The 19,664-nt window shown below is 64.0% G+C and carries 21 protein-coding genes; 10 read left to right on the forward strand and 11 right to left on the reverse strand.

The features are described 5' to 3' along the window. Positions 1–4 precede the first annotated feature (4 nt). From J2W94_RS01530 to J2W94_RS01560, 7 genes are all read right to left on the reverse strand, one after another. Positions 5–2,038, reverse strand: a complete 2,034-nt coding sequence (locus J2W94_RS01530) for a glycoside hydrolase family 97 protein (RefSeq protein WP_430540556.1) — start codon at positions 2,036–2,038, stop codon at positions 5–7. A gap of 69 nt (positions 2,039–2,107) precedes the next feature. Continuing rightward, positions 2,108–3,316: a DUF4105 domain-containing protein gene (locus tag J2W94_RS01535; protein ID WP_310091539.1), complete on the reverse strand. Its 1,209-nt coding sequence runs from the start codon at positions 3,314–3,316 to the stop codon at positions 2,108–2,110. A gap of 186 nt (positions 3,317–3,502) precedes the next feature. Continuing rightward, positions 3,503–4,378, reverse strand: coding sequence for an HlyC/CorC family transporter (locus J2W94_RS01540; protein ID WP_310089872.1), 876 nt, complete (start codon positions 4,376–4,378; stop codon positions 3,503–3,505). A gap of 194 nt (positions 4,379–4,572) precedes the next feature. Then, positions 4,573–5,121 carry a hypothetical protein gene (locus J2W94_RS01545; protein WP_310091541.1) on the reverse strand — a complete coding sequence of 183 codons (549 nt, stop codon included), beginning with the start codon at positions 5,119–5,121 and terminating at the stop codon, positions 4,573–4,575. A gap of 31 nt (positions 5,122–5,152) precedes the next feature. Then, positions 5,153–5,644 carry an rRNA maturation RNase YbeY gene (gene ybeY / locus J2W94_RS01550; protein WP_310089873.1) on the reverse strand — a complete coding sequence of 164 codons (492 nt, stop codon included), beginning with the start codon at positions 5,642–5,644 and terminating at the stop codon, positions 5,153–5,155. Positions 5,645–5,814: 170 nt separating this feature from the next. Then, the gene (locus J2W94_RS01555; RefSeq protein ID WP_310089874.1) at positions 5,815–6,798 is read right to left on the reverse strand and encodes a PhoH family protein; all 984 of its coding nucleotides are present in this window, start codon (positions 6,796–6,798) and stop codon (positions 5,815–5,817) included. 6 nt (positions 6,799–6,804) lie between these two features. Further along, complete coding sequence (locus J2W94_RS01560) at positions 6,805–7,092, reverse strand: hypothetical protein (protein WP_310089875.1); 288 nt, start codon at positions 7,090–7,092, stop codon at positions 6,805–6,807. 151 nt (positions 7,093–7,243) lie between these two features. Between J2W94_RS01560 and J2W94_RS01565 the strand changes: the two genes are divergently transcribed. From J2W94_RS01565 to J2W94_RS01580, 4 genes are read left to right on the forward strand one after another with little or no spacing between them, the layout of a single operon-like run. Continuing rightward, complete coding sequence (locus tag J2W94_RS01565) at positions 7,244–7,966, forward strand: TetR/AcrR family transcriptional regulator (protein WP_310089876.1); 723 nt, start codon at positions 7,244–7,246, stop codon at positions 7,964–7,966. A gap of 22 nt (positions 7,967–7,988) precedes the next feature. Beyond that, positions 7,989–8,942, forward strand: coding sequence for an HlyD family secretion protein (locus J2W94_RS01570; protein WP_430540557.1), 954 nt, complete (start codon positions 7,989–7,991; stop codon positions 8,940–8,942). 19 nt (positions 8,943–8,961) lie between these two features. Beyond that, on the forward strand, positions 8,962–9,885 hold the full coding sequence (locus J2W94_RS01575; protein ID WP_310091543.1) for an ABC transporter ATP-binding protein: 924 nt from the start codon (positions 8,962–8,964) through the stop codon (positions 9,883–9,885). Beyond that, entirely contained in the window at positions 9,882–10,967 is a 1,086-nt protein-coding gene (locus J2W94_RS01580; RefSeq protein ID WP_310089878.1) for an ABC transporter permease, read from the forward strand. Before J2W94_RS01575 ends, J2W94_RS01580 begins: the two co-directional genes overlap by 4 nt. A 93-nt stretch (positions 10,968–11,060) precedes the next feature. On the opposite strand, the gene miaB is transcribed toward J2W94_RS01580, so the two are convergent. Further along, positions 11,061–12,485, reverse strand: a complete 1,425-nt coding sequence (miaB, locus tag J2W94_RS01585) for a tRNA (N6-isopentenyl adenosine(37)-C2)-methylthiotransferase MiaB (protein WP_310089879.1) — start codon at positions 12,483–12,485, stop codon at positions 11,061–11,063. A gap of 401 nt (positions 12,486–12,886) precedes the next feature. Between miaB and J2W94_RS01590 the strand changes: the two genes are divergently transcribed. The 6 genes from J2W94_RS01590 (at position 12,887) to J2W94_RS01615 (ending at position 18,096) form a co-directional block, all read left to right on the forward strand. Further along, positions 12,887–13,834 carry a lytic transglycosylase domain-containing protein gene (locus J2W94_RS01590; protein ID WP_310089880.1) on the forward strand — a complete coding sequence of 316 codons (948 nt, stop codon included), beginning with the start codon at positions 12,887–12,889 and terminating at the stop codon, positions 13,832–13,834. Positions 13,835–13,998: 164 nt separating this feature from the next. Then, on the forward strand, positions 13,999–14,619 hold the full coding sequence (gene petA / locus J2W94_RS01595) for a ubiquinol-cytochrome c reductase iron-sulfur subunit (RefSeq protein WP_310089881.1): 621 nt from the start codon (positions 13,999–14,001) through the stop codon (positions 14,617–14,619). 3 nt (positions 14,620–14,622) lie between these two features. Next, positions 14,623–15,885 carry a cytochrome b gene (locus tag J2W94_RS01600; protein ID WP_310089882.1) on the forward strand — a complete coding sequence of 421 codons (1,263 nt, stop codon included), beginning with the start codon at positions 14,623–14,625 and terminating at the stop codon, positions 15,883–15,885. Beyond that, positions 15,878–16,636: a cytochrome c1 gene (locus J2W94_RS01605; RefSeq protein ID WP_310089883.1), complete on the forward strand. Its 759-nt coding sequence runs from the start codon at positions 15,878–15,880 to the stop codon at positions 16,634–16,636. Before J2W94_RS01600 ends, J2W94_RS01605 begins: the two co-directional genes overlap by 8 nt. A gap of 156 nt (positions 16,637–16,792) precedes the next feature. Next, complete coding sequence (locus J2W94_RS01610; RefSeq protein ID WP_093281783.1) at positions 16,793–17,428, forward strand: glutathione S-transferase N-terminal domain-containing protein; 636 nt, start codon at positions 16,793–16,795, stop codon at positions 17,426–17,428. 230 nt (positions 17,429–17,658) lie between these two features. Continuing rightward, positions 17,659–18,096: a ClpXP protease specificity-enhancing factor gene (locus J2W94_RS01615; protein WP_310089884.1), complete on the forward strand. Its 438-nt coding sequence runs from the start codon at positions 17,659–17,661 to the stop codon at positions 18,094–18,096. A gap of 17 nt (positions 18,097–18,113) precedes the next feature. On the opposite strand, the gene J2W94_RS01620 is transcribed toward J2W94_RS01615, so the two are convergent. Genes J2W94_RS01620 through J2W94_RS01630 form a run of 3 tightly spaced genes read right to left on the reverse strand, consistent with a single transcriptional unit; the run spans position 18,114 to position 19,570 of the window. Beyond that, on the reverse strand, positions 18,114–18,443 hold the full coding sequence (locus J2W94_RS01620; protein ID WP_310089885.1) for a DUF3301 domain-containing protein: 330 nt from the start codon (positions 18,441–18,443) through the stop codon (positions 18,114–18,116). 6 nt (positions 18,444–18,449) lie between these two features. Continuing rightward, positions 18,450–19,304 carry a carboxylating nicotinate-nucleotide diphosphorylase gene (gene nadC, locus J2W94_RS01625; protein ID WP_310089886.1) on the reverse strand — a complete coding sequence of 285 codons (855 nt, stop codon included), beginning with the start codon at positions 19,302–19,304 and terminating at the stop codon, positions 18,450–18,452. After that, entirely contained in the window at positions 19,304–19,570 is a 267-nt protein-coding gene (locus J2W94_RS01630) for a Trm112 family protein (RefSeq protein ID WP_310089887.1), read from the reverse strand. Before J2W94_RS01630 ends, nadC begins: the two co-directional genes overlap by 1 nt. Positions 19,571–19,664: the final 94 nt, after the last annotated feature.

Raw genomic sequence — 19,664 nt, forward strand, 5'->3', positions numbered from 1 at the left:
GGGATCACTGCGCGACGAAGCGGATCGCCTGCCCGCCGCCCGGCGCCAGGCGCAAGGTCAGCGTATCGGCGCTGGTCACCTTGCGTTCCTCGATCACGATGTCCTGAGGCGCGCGCTTCCAGTCGGCCTTCTCGCCGTCGCGGTAGATCTGCGCCGTATAGGTTCGACCCGGGTCGAGGAACGACAACGGTGCTTTCAGCTCGCGTCCTTCTTCGTCCGATATTGAGCCCAGATACCAGTTGTCGGAATGGCGATCCTTGCGCACGATGGTCACGTAGTCGCCGACCTCGCCGTTCAATACGCGTGTGTCTTCCCAATCCACCGGCACATCTTCGATGAATTTGAACGGCTTGGGATTGGCTTCGTAGTTCTCCAGCAGGTCGGCGGCCATCTGGATGGGACTGTAGATCACTACGTACAAAGCCAACTGCTTGGCCCAAGTGGTGGCCACGCCGTCGGGTGCGCGTGTCTTCATGCCGAAGATGCCGGGCGTGTAATCCATGGGGCCGGCCAGCAGGCGGGTGAACACTAGGTTGGCTTCGTGCTCGGGCGGGTTGCCGGGTTCGCCCCAGGCGCTGAACTCCATGCCGCGCGCGCCTTCGCGCGAAATCCAGTTGGGATAGGTGCGGCGCAGGCCGGTGTCCTTGATCGGTTCGTGCGCATTGACGGCGATGTGGCGTTTGGCCGCTTCGGTCACCACCTTCAGATGATGCCGGGCCATGTCCTGGCCCTCGTGCCAGGCGTAGTGCAGTTTGCCGTCGGTGCCGATGACCTTGGCCTGTCCGGCGTCGGCGACGTAGCCGGTCTTGACCGCGTCGATGCCCAGGCGCTGGTACAGATCGAAGCCCGCGCCCATCTGCGATTCGTAATGCGCGGCGTTGCCCGAAGTTTCGTGATGGCCGATGAGGCGGACGTTCTTCGACTTCGCGTACGCAGCCAGTTTCTCGATGTCGAAATCCGGATACGGCTGAGTGAAGCTGAAATCCTCGCCATTGCCGAACCAATCGCCATCCCAGCCCACGTTCCAACCCTCGACCAGCACACCGCCCAGCCCATGCTTGGCGGCGAAATCGATGTGCTTGATCACATTTTCGTTGGTGGCGCCGTGCTTGGGACCCGAAGCCCAGGTCTTCTTGTCCAGGTGCATTTCCCACCACACGCCCACGTACTTCATGGGCTTGATCCACGACACGTCGCCGAGCTTGTTGGGCTCGTTGAGGTTGAGGATCAGGCTGGAGGTCACCAGGCCGCCGGCATCGTCGGATAGCTGCAGCGTGCGCCAGGGCGTGTTGAAAGGCGCGCTGCGGACGACCTTGCCGTCGCCGATGCCGTCGGTCAGCGTCGCGCGCAGTTTGCGGTTCTCCACCCGGGTGAGGTTCATGCCCGAATAGTCCACCAGCGCCGCTTCGTGGATGGAGATGTGCAGGCCGTTTTCGGTGCGCAGGGTGAAGGGCGTCTGCGCGTAGCCGACTTCCTGCAGCGGCGTGCGGTGGTACAGGTATTCCTCGCGGTTCCATTCGCCGGCGGGGATCCACCAGGCGGTGGCGGCTTCGGCGATGTTGAACTCGGTCAGTTCCTCGCCGATCTTCACCAGCTTCAGCGCGGCCTGGTCCGGGAATTCGTAGCGGAAGCCCAGTCCGTCGTCGTAGACGCGGAACACCACATCGAGACTGCGCTTGAGCGCGGTCTTCTCGGTCAGGGTCACGCGCAGTTCGTTGTAGTGGTTGCGGATGCTGCGGCGTTCGCCCCAGGGTTGTTCCCAGGTTTCATCGAAGCTACGGGTCTTGTGCCCGGCGATGGCGAAGTTGCGTTCGAATTTGGGCGCGTCGATGAAGAGGAAACCCAGACGCGACGGCGTGATCACCGCCTTGCCGTCGCGCAGCACGGCATAACTCGGGCGACCGTCCTTATCGGTGGTCACTTCGACCGAGAGGTTGCCGTCCGGCGATGCGACGCCCACCTTGGGCAGCGCAGCCTCGGGCGGCGGCGTGGTGACTTGCGCGTTGGTCAGGGCGGAGGCGGCGAGGAGCGTGGTCATTGCAAGCAGGCGAAGGAACATGCGGGCTTCCGTATGGCGGCATCGAGGCCGCATCCTGCGCCACGCCGGTCAGCGCAACAAGCTGCGCTGCGGGAAGAATACGTATGCAAGAGCCGCATGGACCGGCAGCAGCAGCGCCACCCAGCTCTGGTTGTACTGCAAGGCGAACGGCAACCAGTGCACGATCCAGGCGACGACAGCGAGGCCCGCGACGACCACCAACAACCAGCGGAACCAGGCCGAAGGCGTGCGTTTGCGCAATAGCGGAATCGCGCCCGGAATCAACAGCAAGCACAGTGGGTTCATCAATAGCAGGTTGCGATTGGCCCAGGCGGCCTGATGCTCGGTGAAGCCCCACAGAAATACCAGCAGCGCGCCTGCGATCCCGCACAGCAGCCAAAGTGGCAATGCCAGCGCTGCGATCAATCGCGGCTTGCGTGGCGCCATCAGGACGATCAGGGCGGCCGCAGCAAGCCCTATCAGCAGCCATGGCCACCAACGACGCGGTCGCTCGCGCGGTTCGGGCGCGATGCGGTGCTCCACTAGCACCTGTTCCGTCTGCACCAAGGGGCGTCCAGCGGAATTCTTCGCCTCGCGCAGGCTGTCGGCCAGGCGCATCGGCACATAGGCTTCTTCCCAGCGCGACATCGGCACATCGGCATACGGCCCCAGACCGATGTCGAAGCCCAGCCACATCCACGCCACGGGTGAAACCAGCCTCACCGCTTCGCTGCGGAAAGTGTTGCCGCGCGAACGTCCGACCATCTGCGGTTTCAGCGCGCCGCCCATCGCCTTGTCCAGCGCGTCGCGGACCTGGGTGGAACAGTTGGAAGTGAAGTAGTCGTAGTGGTAACGGGCGTTCTCGGGCTTGGCGCGTTCGGCCAAGGCATCCGCCAGCGCGTTGGCTTGTTCTGGCGGCAGGTCCAGCCATTGCAGCTTCACCCCGCGTCCGACTTCGCGGTAATAGGAAAGATCTTGCTGCAGCGGCATTGCGACCAGGTAGTACTGCATGTCGCCATGGGCGAAGCGGCCGACGAAGCCCGGTTCGTCCATATCGAAGAAGCCGAAGTTGTACGAGGTCGCCTCGCCGGTTCGCGTATCCAGCACCACGATGGCGTCGTGGCCGAAGCGCTCGAAGAAGATTTCGCCCGGTTGCATGGTCATTACGCCGATGCGGGGGGCGGGGGCCGGAGGATCTTCAGCCCATGCGGGGATTGCGAAGAGGAAAAGCAGCGCCAGTAACAGGTGTTTGCAGGCGTTGACCATCGACTTATTCATTCCGTTCGTGGTGAGCTTGTCGAACCACGCTGTTGGCGGAAATTTGGCAGTTCGCATAGGGCTCATGCTCTGGCGCGAAGAGCGTGGTTCGACAGGCTCACCACGAACGGTTTATGAGACGGGCTCACCGCATCAAGGAACAGGCCTGCCGCGAAATTATTGAATGGCTGGGGCGATACAAACGGCTCAACCATCCGACAGCACGCCGACATGGAACGCATGCACGCGACGCGCGTCGGCCTTGGCCACGCGGAACTCGAAACGTCCCAGGGTCAGCTCCTCGTCGGTGTCCGGCAGATGGCCGATGGCGGCGGTGACCAGGCCGCCGACGGTGTCGTATTCGTCGTCGGGAAAATCGGCGCCGAAACGTTCGTTGAAGTCGGAGATGGGGGTCAGCGCGTCCACCACGTAACGACCGTCGGCGTGCGCGGCGATCTGGTCGGCGCCTTCTTCCGCATCGTCGTGCTCATCGTCGATTTCGCCGACGATCTGCTCCAGCACGTCCTCGATGGTCACCAGGCCGGCGACGCCGCCGTACTCGTCCACCACGATCGCCATGTGGTTGCGCGATAGACGGAACTCCTTGAGCAGCAGATTGAGCTTCTTGGATTCGGGAATCAGAACCGCCGGGCGCAGCAGTTCGCGCACGTTGCCGGGGCCGTTGTCGGCGACCACGCCACGCAGCAAATCCTTGGCCAGCAGAATGCCCAGGATCTCGTCCTTGTTTTCCCCGTGCACGGGGAAACGCGAATGTCCCGATTCCACGACTTCCTTCATCAAATCCAGGAACCGCGAGGCGATCGGCAGGGACACCATCTGCGAGCGGGAGACCATCACGTCGCCGACGGTCAGGTCGGCCACCGCGATGGCGCCTTCCATCATGCGCAGCGTATCGCTGGCGATCAGGCCGTCGCTCTGCGCATCGCGCAGCAGCGCGACCAGGTCGTCGCGTGAGGAAGGTTCGCCGGAGAACGCAGAACTGATGCGGTCCAGCCAGGAGCGCCGTTTCTCCGGCTGTTTCTCGGAGATTTCCGGCGCGGGAATACTGTCGTCTTCTGACATTGGTGGGTAGCAGGCAGCCCTGGGCAGGGCGACCGCGGCAGTCTATCAGGATGACAGGGACAGATTTTCGTCCCCGCATGGGGAGCATCTGTGGAAGCGCCTGTGGGAGCGCCGTCCCGGCGCGAGCTTTTCGCCACCAGTTCAGAGCAAAAGCTCGCGCCGGGACGGCGCTCCCACCAGGTATCGCGGGATTGCTAGGGAGCTATGGCGTCTGCGGCAGGTATGGGCTCCGGATCTTCCGCCAAGTCCAGGCTGTAGCTGCAGCCCACCAGGGTCTTGCCCGGGTGCGAGGCGACGTTGGAAACGTTGAGAACCGTCGATTTGATGTACACCGTGCCCGTTGCCTCGTCGCGATCTTCGATGCTGCTCACCTCTTTGCCGAACATGGCCTTGGCGGGCGTATCGATGGCAGTTTCCAACTCCAGCCGCTTGGCCAGCGGACGCGGATCCGGAAGGTCGAGGATGGCGATGATGCTGTCGCCGGTGAAGGCGATATGGTCGGTGCTGTCGCCGAACACGGTGATTGGCGAGTTCAACCTGAATTCGGTCATGAAAAGATTGGCCTGCGGCAGTGGACGCCAGCCCAGCGCTACGGCCTGCAGCGGATCGGCCAGGGCCGGCGCCAGATAGTGGAAGTCGGCCAGCGCCTGCCTGCACTCGATCAGTGCGGCGAGATCGATGCGGGAGGCGTCCAGTTTTTCTTCGGCGGCCACGGTTTGGGCAAGCAGTGGTAGCGGCAGCATCAGCGCCAGGGAAAACAAAAAACGACGCATGCTAATCCTCGAATGCGTAAGGGTCGTCGATGCCGAGTTCGGCCAAGATCTCGCGTTCCAGTTGCTCCATCGCTTCGGCCTCACGATCGTCTTCGTGGTTCCAGCCCAGCAGGTGCAACGCGCCGTGCACGGTCAGGTGCGCGTAGTGCGCAGCCAGCGCTTTCTTCTGCTCTTTCGCTTCGCGCGCCACCACCGGCGCGCACAGCACCAGATCGCCCAGCAGCGGCATCTTCACGCCTTTTGGCATCTTCACGCCTTCGGCCATCTCGGCAGGGAAACTCAACACATTGGTCGCGTAATCCTTGCCGCGGTAGTGGCGGTTGAGCGCGCGGCCTTCCTTGGTGTCGACGATGCGCACGGCCAGGTCGGCTTCGCGGATGCGGCCGTGCAGCGCCGCCGCCACCCACTTGCGGAAGCTCGCCGACGAAGGCAGCCCGGCGCGGGGCAGGGCGTAGCTGACGGAGACTTCGAGAATGACGGGGCCTTGGGTCATTTCCGTACCGTCATTCCAGCGAAAGCTGGAACCCATTTTGATTTTGATCTTTGCATTGCTGATTATCCGGCCTGGGGTCGAAAGTCAAAATGGATGACCAGCCATTCGGCTGTTGTGAAGCGCTTCCAGCGTTCGCTGGGATGACATCGCATTGGGGATGTCATGGGGAATCATGCTGGCCCGGTCTCGGAGTCTTTGTCGTCGCGAGCATCGTAAGCCCGCACGATCTTGGCGACCAGCGGGTGGCGAACCACGTCGCGGCTGGTGAAGAAGGTAAAGCCGATGCCGTCCACGCCGCGCAACACTTCCAACGCGTCCTTCAGCCCGGATTTTACGTGTTTGGGCAGGTCGACCTGGGTCAGGTCGCCGGTGACCACGGCGGTGCTGCCGTAGCCGATGCGGGTCAGGAACATCTTCATCTGTTCGATGGTGGTGTTCTGCGCCTCGTCCAGGATCACGAAGGCGTCGTTGAGCGTGCGGCCGCGCATATAGGCCAGCGGCGCGATCTCGATGACGTTCTTTTCCAGCAGCTTGATCACCTTTTCCACGCCCAGCATTTCGTACAGCGCGTCGTACAGCGGCCGCAGGTAGGGGTCGACCTTCTGCGAGAGATCGCCGGGCAGGAAGCCGAGCTTCTCGCCGGCCTCCACGGCCGGACGCACCAGGATCACGCGCTGCACCCGCGATTCGTTGAGCGCTTCCACCGCGCTGGCCACGGCCAGGAAAGTCTTGCCGGTGCCGGCCGGACCGATGCCGAAATTGATGTCGTGGGTGGCGATGGCGTGCAGATAGCCGGCCTGGTTGGGACCGCGGCCGCGCACGACGCCGCGCTTGACCTTGATCGCGACTTCCTGCGCTTCGTAACCCCCCGCCGCTACGTGATCCACATTGGCTTCGTTGAGGCGCAGGTGGATGGATTCGCTGTCGAAGGTTTCCTCCGCCGCTTCCAGGTACAGCGCACGCAGCAGTTTTTCGGTCGCCTTCACTTCCGCGGCCGGTCCGGTGACCTTGAAGACATTGCCGCGGTTGGCGATCTCCACTCCCAGCCGCAACTCGATCTGGCGCAAGTGCGCGTCGAACGGCCCTGCGAGATTGGCCAGCTGTTCGGGATTGCCGGGTTCGAGGACGAATTCGCGTTTGTCGGAAACGGTCATGGGGGGTCAGTGCCTGGTCTGGTCGTCGGCGTCTTCGACGCGCCATTGGTGGAATACATAGGCCTCGTCGTCGATGAGCGCCTGGTCGAAATGTTCGGTTTCGGGCGCTTCCTCGCGCTCGATCAGCCGGGGCTCCTCCTGCACGCCCGTCACCTGCCAGCCGGCTTCGCGCAGGAACTCGCTGGCGCGGCGTACCGGGTCCTCCACCAGGCCCGGCATCTGGTAGCAGAGCACAAAGGCGCCGCCGAATTCCTGGAAATCGGGCGCATCCGGCAGCGGTACGGCTTCGAGCACGAAGACCCACAAGTTGGGGGCGTTCTGGGGGATGGCAAGTTGGCCGCGACTGGGCGGTGCAGGGTATCGCGGCCTGGTGACGACAGCCAGACGGGCTACCGTTCGTCGGCAAGGCATTGCAGTTAATTAAACAATGAATTAAATATAACGCATGATCGAATCCACACTCCCTCCCGGCGCCAAGCCGACGCCGGCCAAGCGGGCCTCCGAGCCCGCGAAGAAGCGTGCTCCGGCTAAGAAGCGCGCTCCCGGCCGCCCGATGGCCGATTCCCCCGACCTGCGTCTGCGCCTGCTGGAAGCGGCGTTGGCCTGTTTCGTGCGCAAGGGCATCGCCGCCACCTCGCTGCGCGACATCGCCAGCGAAGCCGGGGTGACTCCGGCGCTGCTGCATTACTACTTCGGCGACAAAGACCAACTGCAAGCGGAGGTGATCGCGCAGAAGATCCTTCCCGTGTTCGCCGCCCTGCGCGAGCCGTTGCTGCGGGCGGGCGACGACATCGCCGCGCTGATCGCCGGTTTCGTCAGCGGCATCGGCAGGATCGTGGCCGAACACCCGTGGCTGCCTCCGTTGTGGGTGCGCGAGGTGCTGTGCGAGGGCGGGGCGCTGCGCGACCTGCTGTTCGACCGCATCGGCCCGCAGCTTCCGCAGATGATGGCCGGACGCTTCGCCGAGGCGCAGGCGAAAGGCCGCATCAACCCCGACCTGGATCCGCGCCTGCTGATGGTTTCGCTGGTCGGCCTGACCCTGTTCCCGGCCGCGGGCGCACCGATCTGGCGGCGCTTGTTCAATGCCGAGGACCTGGATTTCGACACCGTGCGCCTGCACACGCTTTCCCTGCTGGACCGCGGACTGGAGCTGGATCGTGAGAAATAAGAAGACGTCGCCGTCGCTTTTCCTGATCGTCCCGATCGCCCTGTGCACGCTCGCGTTATCCGCATGCAAGGATTCCGCGCCACAGGTGCTGGGCACGCTGGAATGGGACCGCATCTCGCTGCCCGCACCGGTGGCCGAGAAGATCGTGCGCATGGACGTGCGCGAGGGCCAGCAGGTCGCTGCGGGCGCATCGCTGATGCAACTGGAACTGACCCGCACGCAATCGCAACTCGCCGCGGTACAGGCGCAGGCGCAGCAGAGCCGCGAGGCGTTGTCGGAACTCGAAGCCGGTCCGCGTAGCGAGGACATCGCCCAGGCCCGCGCCAATCTGTCCGCCGCGCAGGCGCAGGCCGCCGAAGCCCGCGCCTACTACAACCGCCTGCTGCCGCTGGGCCGGCAGAAACTGGTGGCCGCTTCCGATGTCGATCGCGCGCGCGCCGCCGCCGGCAATGCGGAAGGCCAGGTGCGCGCCGCGCAGGCGGCGCTGCTGGAGTTGGAGCGAGGTACGCGCAGCGAACAGGTCGCGCAGGGGCGTTCGGCGGTCGCCGCCGCCGAAGCGCAGGCCACGACCCAGGCCGTATCGCTGGAAAAACTGAATGTGGTCGCGCCACGCGCGGGCCGCGTGGACAGCCTGCCGTACAAATTGGGCGACCAGGCGCCGGTAGGTTCGCCGCTGGCGATCCTTCTGGTGGGCGATGCGCCGTACGCGCGCGTGTACGTGCCGGAGCCGATGCGCGCGAACGTCAAGGTGGGGCAAGCCGCGCGTGTTTTCGTCGACGGCCGCGAGGCCGCCATCAACGGCCGCGTGCGCATGATCCGTAGCGAACCCACTTTCACGCCGTACTACGCGCTATCGGGACGCGACGCGGAGCGCTTGAGCTACCTCGCCGAGATCGCTCTGGACAAGACGGGCGCCGATCTGCCTGCTGGTGTGCCGGTGCGGGCGGAATTTTCCGGCAATGCAAATGGCCAGTAACGATCCGAGCGACACGGTCATCCGCGCACGCGGATTGAGCAAGCGCTTCGGCGCGTTGCTCGCCGTCGATGGCGTCGACCTTACCGTGTCGCGTTCCAGCGTGTACGGCTTCCTGGGCCCGAACGGCTCCGGCAAGTCCACCACCATCCGCATGCTGTGCGGCCTGTTGACTCCCAGCGCCGGCGAAATCGAAGTGCTGGGCTTGAGAATCCCCGAACAGGCCGAGGAGCTACGCAAGCGCATCGGTTACATGACCCAGAAATTCTCGTTGTACGAAGACCTCACCGTGCGCGAAAACTTGGAGTTCCTGGCCACGGTGCAAGGCTTGTCGCGGGAACGGCGCCGGGTGCGCATCGAGGAATTGCTGACCGCCTACAACCTGGCCGATCGCGCCAAGCAACTCGCCGGCACGATGAGCGGTGGACAGAAGCAACGGCTCGCACTCGCCGGCGCCACCGTCCACAACCCGGAATTGCTGTTCCTCGACGAGCCGACCAGTGCGGTCGATCCGGAGTCCCGCCGCGATTTCTGGGAAAAACTCTTCGATCTGGCCGATGCCGGCACCACCATCCTGGTTTCCACCCACTACATGGACGAAGCCGAGCGCTGCCACCGTATCGCCATCCTGGACACCGGTCGCCTGGTCGCGGACGGCACGCCGGCCGAACTGACGCTGGGACTGGCCGGACGCACGGTGGGCGTGCGCGCACGCGAGCCACGCAAGGCGCAGGCCGCCCTGCACGAGGCCCAAGGGGTGATCAGCGTGGCGCAGATCGGCAACGAATTGCGGGTGCTTACCGATGCCGGAACGGATACGGAACTGCGTCTGCGCGAGTTCCTGCGCTCCAGAGGCATGGAGGCAGAAGTGACGCCCATCGATCCGAACCTGGAGGACGTCTTCGTCTCCGCCACCCAGTCCGAACCCAAGGCGCGCTCCGCATGAAAGCGCGCCAGATATTCGCGGTGATGGTCAAGGAGCTGCGGCAGATGGCACGCGACAAGATGACCGTGGCGATGATGCTCGGCATCCCGACCCTGCAGCTGCTGCTGTTCGGCTATGCCATCAACCTGGATGTGCGCAACCTGCCGGCGGCGGTCGCCGACCTGTCCGGCACCAGCGGTTCGCGCGCGCTGACGCAGGATCTGTTCGCCACGGGCGTGATCCGGCCGGTGGCGGGCGTGCGCACGCCGCAGGAACTGCAAACCCTGCTGCGCAAGGGCGAGATCAAGATCGGCATCGTGATTCCGGCGGATTTCGAGCGCCGCAAGATCGAAGGGCGCGAGGCGATGCAGGTGATTGTCGACGGCAGCGACACTTCGGTGCAGTCGACCGCGCGGCAACTGGCGCAGATGCCCCTGGATGGTCGCGGTCTCAGTGGATTACAGGGACAAATCAGCGTGTTGCCCCTGTACAACCCAGAACGGCGCTCAGCCGTGAACGTGGTGCCCGGGCTGATCGGCGTCATCCTGACCATGACCTTGGTGATGTTCACGGCCATGGCCATCGTGCGCGAGAAAGAACGCGGCAATCTGGAGCTGCTGATCACCACGCCCGTCTCCAGCGGCGAACTGATGGTCGGCAAGGTGCTGCCCTACATCGGCGTCGGCCTGGTGCAGACCACGGTGGTGCTGTTGCTGGGCGTGCTGCTGTTCAAGGTGCCCATCAATGGCAGCCTGTGGGGCGTGTATGGCGCGGCGATGCTGCTGATCGTCGCCAATCTTACCCTGGGTTTGCTGGTCTCCACGCGTGCGCAGACGCAGTTCCAGGCCATGCAGATGGCGTTCTTCCTGTTCTTGCCGTCGATCCTGCTCTCGGGCTTCATGTTTCCGTTCGACGGCATGCCGAAGGCCGCGCAGTGGATCGCCGAAGTGCTGCCGCTGACCCACTTCGTGCGCCTGATCCGTGGGGTGGTGCTGCGCGGCGCGAACTTGTTCGAACTATGGCCGGACGTGCTGGCTTTGCTCGCCTTCACCACGGTGATGATGTCGTTGGCGATTATGCGGTTCCGCAAGCGCCTGGATTGAAGCTCGTAGAACAATCTTCTGTAGGAGCGACGTAAGTCGCGAATGACGGTATGGCAAAGCCTGGTTTCGCGACTTACGTCGCTCCTACGGCCGTCAGTCGATCTTCAATGTTCCGCGAAGTGAGTTGGCCATCACCTCGGTGATCTCCACTTCGACGAACTGTCCGATCAATCTGGCATTGCCTGGAAAGTTCACATAGCGCATGTTCTCGGTGCGGCCGGTGAGTTCGGATGCATCCCGGGTGCTGTGTCGTTCCACCAACACGCGCTGCACGCTGCCGAGCATGGATTGCGAGATCCGGGTCGAGTTGGCGTTGACGGCTGTCTGCAGCCGCGCCAAGCGCTCGTGCTTCACCGCATCCGGGGTGTCGTCTTCCAGATCCGCGGCAGGCGTGCCCGGTCTGCGCGAGTAGATGAACGAATAGGACTGGTCGAAGCCCACGTCCTCGATCAGCTTCATGGTCTTGTCGAAATCCGCATCGGTTTCGCCAGGGAAGCCGACGATGAAATCCGAGGAGATGGAAATATCCGGACGCACCGCGCGCAGCTTGCGGATCTTCTGTTTGAACTCCAGCGTGGTGTAGCCGCGTTTCATCGCCGCCAGGATGCGGTCGCTGCCAGCCTGCACGGGCAGGTGCAGGTAGTTGGCCAGCTGCGGCACGTCGCGATAGGCCTCGATCAGCGAGTCGGAGAACTCGAGCGGATGCGAGGTGGTGAAGCGGATGCGGTCGATGCCGTCGATCTCGGCCATGGTGCGGATCAACAGGCCCAAGTCGGCGATTTCGCCTTCGCCATAAGAGCCGCGATAGGCGTTGACGTTCTGGCCCAGCAGGTTGATCTCGCGCACGCCTTGCGCGGCGAGCTGGGCGATTTCCACCAGCACATCCTCGAACGGCCGGCTCACTTCCTCGCCACGGGTATAGGGCACCACGCAGAAGCTGCAGTACTTGCTGCAGCCTTCCATGATGGAGACGAACGCGCTGGGACCTTCGGCGCGGGGTTCGGGCAGGCGGTCGAACTTTTCGATCTCGGGGAAGCTGATGTCCACCTGCGGCTTGCCGGAAGCGCGGCGTTCGCGGATCAGCTCGGGCAGACGGTGCAGGGTCTGCGGTCCGAACACCAGATCCACGTAAGGCGCGCGCTTGACGATGGCGGCGCCTTCCTGCGAGGCCACGCAGCCGCCGACGCCGATCAGCACCGGTTTGCCGTCCTTCTTCAACGACTTCCAGCGGCCCAGCTGGCTGAACACCTTTTCCTGCGCCTTCTCGCGGATCGAGCAGGTGTTGATCAGGATGACATCGGCGTCTTCGGGGTTGTCGGTCAGCTCCAGACCATCCGAATCGGCCAGCACGTCGGCCATCTTGGACGAGTCGTACTCGTTCATCTGGCAACCGTGGGTCTTGATGTAGAGCTTTCCGCGCGCGGGCAGGACGGCAGTGGGTTGACCGTGGTCCAGCGGAGCAGGGGGCAGGGTAATGCCGTCCGGAGCGGACGCAGTAGGATTGGCGATCCCGGGCATGGTGGGTAATCCAGGCGGGTTGGCGGAAGAGGCGCACAGTTTAACGGAGCGGTACCGTTGGAGCAGATCGTGGGAGCGGCGTCCCGCCGCGAGCTCCTGGGCCCTAAGGGCCAGGCCTTCCGATCGGTTAAAGCCATTCGGCCACCTGTTCTCCCTTTGATTCAGGGCAGGCACCGCCTGACTGGCAGCGAGAGCTCGCGGCGGGACGCCGCTCCCACGGGTTCAATGGGTCTCCCGGGGTCAGACGGCCGGAACTGCCGGAAATCGTCGTTCTATTGGGAAACCGCTGCAGCCATCCCGGCGCATGCAAATGAGAAGTGGGTCACCCTCCGCTTCCTGGGGAAATCCTTTTGTCGGACAAGGACTTGGCAACTGGTCATGAAGTTGGGACACTCCCGGGCATGAAGGGGGCTTCTCAGAGATACGTGCTGCCGTTGCTGGTGGCTCTGTTGGCGTTGACCGCATTGCCGGCCAGCGCAGGCACCCTGTACAAGTGCACTGGCGCCGATGGCGTACCCAACTACGTCAGCAAGCGTGTCGGCGGTGCGAGCTGCGAGGTGATCAGCCGCTATACGCCGGACAGCCGATCCGCGTCGGTTTCGCGGCCAGTCAGCAGCGTATCGGTGCCTGCCACTCCGACGACCGCGTTGGGCGCAGCCAGTTCGGGCGCCATGATCACCAGGCCTGAGTCGACCGTCGCTGGCGCCATCGTCCCCGCTGCATTGCCGGCGGCCTCCAAGCCTGCTCCTGCTTACGGCAACACCCGGCGCGTGGTCAGCGGACAGGTGTATTCCTACATCAAGGACGGTGTGCGCCACTACACCAGCGCACGGCCCAAGGGCGCGGGCGTCGTGGCCAGCGTACGCACCATCAAATACAGCTTCATCGAAACCTGTTTCGCCTGCGCCGCCAATCCGGGCGTCAATTTCGGCACCCTTCGTCTGAACACCGCGGCTTACCAGGCCGAAATTTCCGCTGCGGCGCGCGACTACGGCGTGGACGAAGCCATCGTGCGCGCCATCATCCACGCCGAGTCCTCGTTCAACCCCATGGCGCTTTCGCACGCGGGCGCGCAAGGCCTGATGCAGCTGATGCCGGCCACGGCGCGCCGTTTCGGCGTCACCGACTCGTACGACGCCAGTCAGAACATCCGCGGCGGCGTGCAATATCTGGCCTGGTTGCTGAAGCGGTTCAACGGCAACCTCACTCTCGCCGCCGCCGGTTACAACGCGGGCGAGGGAGCGGTGGATCGCCATGGCGGCGTACCGCCGTACCAGGAAACCCAGCGCTACGTGGCGCGAGTGGGCGTGCTGGCCGATCGTTACCGCGGGTCCATCGGCGCACGTTGAACCGCTGCAGGTCCTGCGGCGCTTTCAAGTCATTGATTTTCCGGCCAACGTTGTCGGCTGATTAAGGCTTCCGTTACAATTTCCCGTCTTTTGCGGCCGCGCCGGGGTTATGGCGTCGGCTTTGGCAGCCTTACGCTACCTATTTGAAAGTTTCGGAGTGCCGGATGGCCAATGATGGGGTCAATGAGCCTGTAAATACGGGCCGACGCCGGTTCCTGACCGCAACCACGGCTGTGGTTGGTGCGGTCGGTGCCGGTTTTGCAGCAGTACCGTTCATCAAGTCGTGGAACCCGAGCGCGCAAGCCAAGCTGGCCGGCGCCCCGGTAACCGCCGATCTGACCGGCTTGCAGGAAGGCCAGCGCCTGGTCTTGGAATGGCGCGGTCAGCCGATCTGGATCGTCAAACGCTCGAAGGCGATTCTGGACGCGTTGCCGACCCTCGACAGCCGCCTGCGCGACCCCGAGTCGACCAACAAGGACCAGCAGCCCGAGTACGTATTGAAGGGCAACCCGGAGTTCCGTTCGGTCAAGCCGGAGATTTCCGTGCTGGTCGGCCTGTGCACGCACCTGGGTTGTTCGCCGGAAATGGTCGCCGAGATCAAGCCCGAGCCGTACGACCCCGACTGGAAAGGCGGTTACTTCTGCCCCTGCCACAAGTCGCGCTTCGATATGTCGGGACGCGTCTTCCAGGGCGTTCCCGCACCGATCAATCTGCTGGTGCCGCCGCACTACTATCAGGACGACAACACCATCGTGGTCGGCCTGGATCCGAAGGGGACTGCGTAAGTCATGGCGAAGAACATCCTCCTCCGCACCGCAGACGGCGTCTGGGACTGGTTCACCGCGCGCGCGCCGGGCTTCATGCCCGTGTATCGCAAGCACATGACCGAGTACTACGCGCCGAAGAACTTCAATTTCTGGTACTACATGGGCTCGCTGGCCCTGCTGGTGCTGGTCAACCAGATCGTCACCGGCATTTTCCTGACGATGCACTTCAAGCCGTCCGCGGCCGAAGCGTTCTCGTCGGTCGAATACATCATGCGCGACGTCGAATGGGGCTGGCTGATCCGCTACATGCACAGCACCGGCGCTTCGCTATTCTTCATCGTGGTCTACCTGCACATGTTCCGCGGCCTGATCTACGGCAGCTACCAGAAGCCGCGCGAGCTGGTGTGGATCCTGGGCATGCTGATCTATCTGGTGCTGATGGCCGAGGCCTTCATGGGCTACGTGCTGCCGTGGGGTCAGATGTCGTTCTGGGGCGCCAAGGTCATCATCTCGCTGTTCGGCGCCATTCCGGTGATCGGCAACGGCCTGACCGAATGGATCATGGGCGACTACCTGCCCGGCGACGCCACCCTCAACCGCTTCTTCGCCCTGCATGTGATCGCCATGCCGCTGGTGCTGTTGCTGCTGGTGGTGCTGCACCTGGGCGCACTGCATGAGGTGGGTTCCAACAACCCCGACGGTGTGGACATCAAGTACGGTCCCAAAGGCAACCGCTGGGATGCGACCAAGCCGGCCGACGGCATTCCGTTCCACCCGTACTACACGGTCAAGGACCTGGTCGGCGTGGGCTTCCTGCTGATCATCGCTGCGTTCATCATCTTCTTCGCGCCGGCGTTCGGCGGCTGGTTCCTGGAGCACGACAATTTCACCGAGGCCAACCGCTTGGTCACGCCGGAACACATCAAGCCGGTCTGGTACTACACCCCGTACTACGCGATGTTGCGGGTTATCCCCCACAAGTTGAGCGGCGTCCTGGTGATGTTCTCGGCGATCGCCATCCTGTTCCTGGTGCCGTGGCTGGACAAGGCCAAGGTGAAGTCGGTGCGCTACCGCGGCTGGATTTCCAAAGTCGCGCTGGGCGTGCTCGCCATCTGCTTCGTATGGCTGGGCAAGATCGGCGCCGGTCCGGGTACCGATCCGGTCGAGACCATCATCGGCCGCGTGCTGACCTTCCTCTATTTCGCTTTCTTCATCACCATGCCGCTATGGACCAAGCTAGACAAGACCAAGCCGGTGCCGGAACGGGTGACGACGCATGACTAAGAACCTGCTCCCGCGGAATCTCGCATCGCGTCTGGCCGTGTTCACCGGTGGACTGTTGCTATCGCTGTCGGTGTTCGCTTCCGAAGGCGGCAACACCCTGCAGGCCGGCAACGACCTCAGCGATCGCGCCTCGCTGCAGCGTGGCGCGCAGCTGTACATGAACTACTGCTCCGGCTGCCACTCGCTCAAATACCTGCGCTATTCGCGCATGGCCGAAGATCTGGGGCTGAGCGAAGAAGAGGTGATGACCAACCTCAACTTCACCGGCGCCAAGTTCGGCGAACAGATCAAGGTATCGATGCCGCACGACCCGGCCACCAAGTGGTTCGGCAAGATGCCGCCCGACCTGAGCCTGATCGCGCGGGTCCGCGGCAGCGACTGGATCTATACCTATCTGAAGTCGTTCTATCTGGACGAAAGCCGTCCGCTGGGCTGGAACAACAAGCTGTTCCCGAACGCGTCCATGCCCAATCCGCTGTGGCGGATGCAAGGCCTGCAGCATGCCGAAATGAGCAAGCCGGATGCCATCGGCGAGCGCCATGTCGAGGCATTGAAGGTGACTCAGCCGGGTACGCAGACCCCGGCCCAGTTCGACCAGACCGCTCGCGACATCACCAACTTCCTCGAGTACGCCGGCGAACCTGCCGCCCTCAAACGCCAGAGCATGGGCGTGTGGGTGGTCTTGTTCCTGGTGGCGCTCACCTTCCTGGCCTTCCTGCTCAAGCAGGAATACTGGAAAGACGTGCACTAAGCGTATTTTTCCGCCGGCCCGCGCTTGTCCGCGCGGGTCACGGGGCAGGCCGGAGAGCAGGCCTGGCGGAGAGATACGTACTCGGGGCCGTGGCGACTGTCAGCAGAGGGCTGGCGGCGTCGATGCGACCGGCGGTTCCGGTCGTCGGAGAGCCTGATGGCTGCGAGTCCGCGTATGCGAAATACCTTGACGTTGTTTTCTTCCACCGATGACGTGCTGTGCCACCGCGTACGGCTGGTGCTCGCCGCCAAGGGCGTGACCTACGACCTGGTTCCGGTGGATGCGCAGAACCCGCCCGAAGATCTGATCGACCTCAACCCCTACCATTCCGTGCCCACCCTGGTGGAGCGCGACCTGGTGCTGTACGCCGCCTCGGTGGTCAGCGAGTACCTGGACGAGCGCTATCCGCATCCGCCGCTGATGCCGGTGGACCCGCTTTCCCGCGCGCGCCTGCGCCTGGCCATGCTGCGCATCGAGCACGACTGGGTGCCGCAAGTGCAGGCCATCCAACTGGGCAACAAGGCCCAGGCCGAGGCCGGCCGCAAACGCCTGAAGGAGTTGCTCACCGCGTCGGTGCCGCTGTTCAAGGCCAGCAAATTCTTCCTGAATCCGGAAATGAGCCTGGCCGACTGCGCCATGGCGCCGATCATCTGGCGCCTGCCGTCGCTGGATATCCCGCTGCCCAAGGACGGCAAGTCCATCGAGGACTACGGCAACCGGATCTTCCGTAATCCGGGATTCCTGCGCAGCCTGACCGACCAGGAAAAACGCCTGCGCGAGATTCCGGCGTAAGCTCGTTCCCTTCTCCCCCGGGAGAAGGTGGCGCGAAGCGCCGGATGAGGGTTCGGAGAAGTCAGGGTGCTCATACTCGCCTCGAACCAACCAAGATCAAGGTGCTCGCTGAAGCGTCGTCGCAATTCAGATTTTGCCGACTTCGCTGTACCCTCACCCCAACCCCTCTCAGCGGTGCACACCCTTCGGGCGCCGGGTGGGAGAGGGGCTCAGAGCGCTAGAGTATTCGCATGACCGAGGAAACACCGCGCATGACCAGCCATCGCCCGTACCTGTTGCGGGCGTTGTCCCAGTGGATCGCCGACAACGACATGACCCCGCATCTGCTGGTCGATGCGACCCAGCCCGGCGTGCAGGTCCCACCCAGCGCGGTCAAGGAAGGCAAGGTGGTATTGAACATCGCCGAGCGCGCGGTGGTTCGGCTGCAGATAGACAACAGTTCGGTCAGCTTCAGTGCGCGCTTCGGCGGCGTCAGTTATCCGGTGCTGGTGCCTATTTCGGCGGTGCTGGCCATCTATGCGCGCGAAACCGGGCAGGGTATGGCCTTGCCGGACGACATCGCAGGGGCGACCGGCCCCGAGGGCGACGATGAGCCGCCTTCGCCGACGACTCCGGCCGAAGACGCGCCGACGACCGGGAAGCGTCCGCATCTACGCGTGGTGAAGTAACGCTCCCGCGCTCGCGATCAATGCAGATTGATCGGGGTGGCCGAGGGTTTCGCCGGTCCGATGAACGACACCAGTTTCTCTCCGCGCAACACCATCCTGCCGATATGGCGGTCGACGCCATCGTAGGAGTACTCGAAGCGGAAACTGCGCTCGAAACCCAGGCGTCCGTTCTCGCTGCGGCGCACTCTTATCCCCGCTGCGTGTACGGACTCGTCCAGCCACATGACTTGCGCCGCCGCGCATGCATCGCGGCCCAGCTGTTTGGCGTGTTCCGCGGCGGCACGTGCCGCATTCCAGTAAGCGAAAACGGCGGCGCCGGCGATCATCAGCAGGATGAGTGAAGGCATGGGCGATCAGCGCGGCGCAGGGCCGAGCTTCAACGATAGGTCGATGGCGTGGACGTGCTTGGTCAGTCCGCCGACGGAAATGCAATCCACGCCGTCCTCGGCGACGCTCCGCACCGTTTCCAGACTGACGCCGCCGGAGACTTCCAGCGGAATCCTGCCATTGGCGATACGCACCGCCTCGCGGCGCGTGACGGCGTCGAAGTCGTCGATCAGGATGCGGTCGCAGCCGACTTCTAGCGCCTCCTGCAGCTGCGCCAGGTTTTCGACTTCCACCACCAGCGGCAGCGCCGGTTGCGCCGCGCGCGCGGCCCGCACTGCCGCAGTCAGCGAACCCGCGGCGCGGATGTGGTTTTCCTTCAGCATCACCGTGTCGAACAGGCCGATGCGATGGTTGCTGCCGCCTCCGCAGCGCACCGCATATTTCTGGGCCAGGCGCAGGCCGGGAAGCGTCTTACGCGTATCCAGGATCTTCGCCCGCGTGCCGCGTACCGCCTCTACATAAGCCGCGGTCGTGGTCGCCGTGCCGGAGAGGGTCTGCATGAAATTCAGGCTCGCGCGCTCGCCACTGACCAAAGCGCGAGCGCGGCCGGACAGCGTGGCCAGTACGGTGCCGGCAGGGACGCGTTCGCCTTCCTGCACGCGCCATTCGATCGCTACGTCGGAGTCCAGCGCACGATGGCAGGCGTCGAACCAGGGGCGTCCCGCGACCACAGCCTCTTCCTTGCACAACAGATAGGCGATGTCGGCCACGTCCGGCAGCAGCGCAGCGGTCACGTCGCCGCTGCCCAGGTCTTCGGCCAGTGCGCGCGCTACGTCTTCGGCAATGACTTCTGCCGGCGGCGGAGAGAAATCCTGCGGCATCAGGCAGGGAAGCCTTCGATCTGGGCGGTGGCGATGGCTTCCTCGGCCAGCAGCACCGGGATGCCGTCGTCGACGCGGTAGACCGTCTTGCGGTCGCGGGTCAGCAAGGCTTCGCGCAGCGGCTCGGTTTGCACGGTGTCGTCGGCGCGCTTGACCCCTCCGGCGCCGATGGCGCGGTTCAACGCATCCAGGCCCTGCGAATCGAGCAGGGCCAGCGACTGGCGCGTGGTGGGGCAGCACAGGATATCGAGCAATTTGCGGTCCATTCGTCCGTAGTCAAGCGGGAAGATGCCCTAGAATAAGCCTTTGCGACCGCAGACAGTGAGCGCCTGCTTCACTTCTGAGGCCCAGTTCTGAGAC

The sequence above is a fragment of the Pseudoxanthomonas sacheonensis genome, assembly GCF_031455975.1.
Classification (GTDB): domain Bacteria; phylum Pseudomonadota; class Gammaproteobacteria; order Xanthomonadales; family Xanthomonadaceae; genus Pseudoxanthomonas_A; species Pseudoxanthomonas_A sacheonensis_A.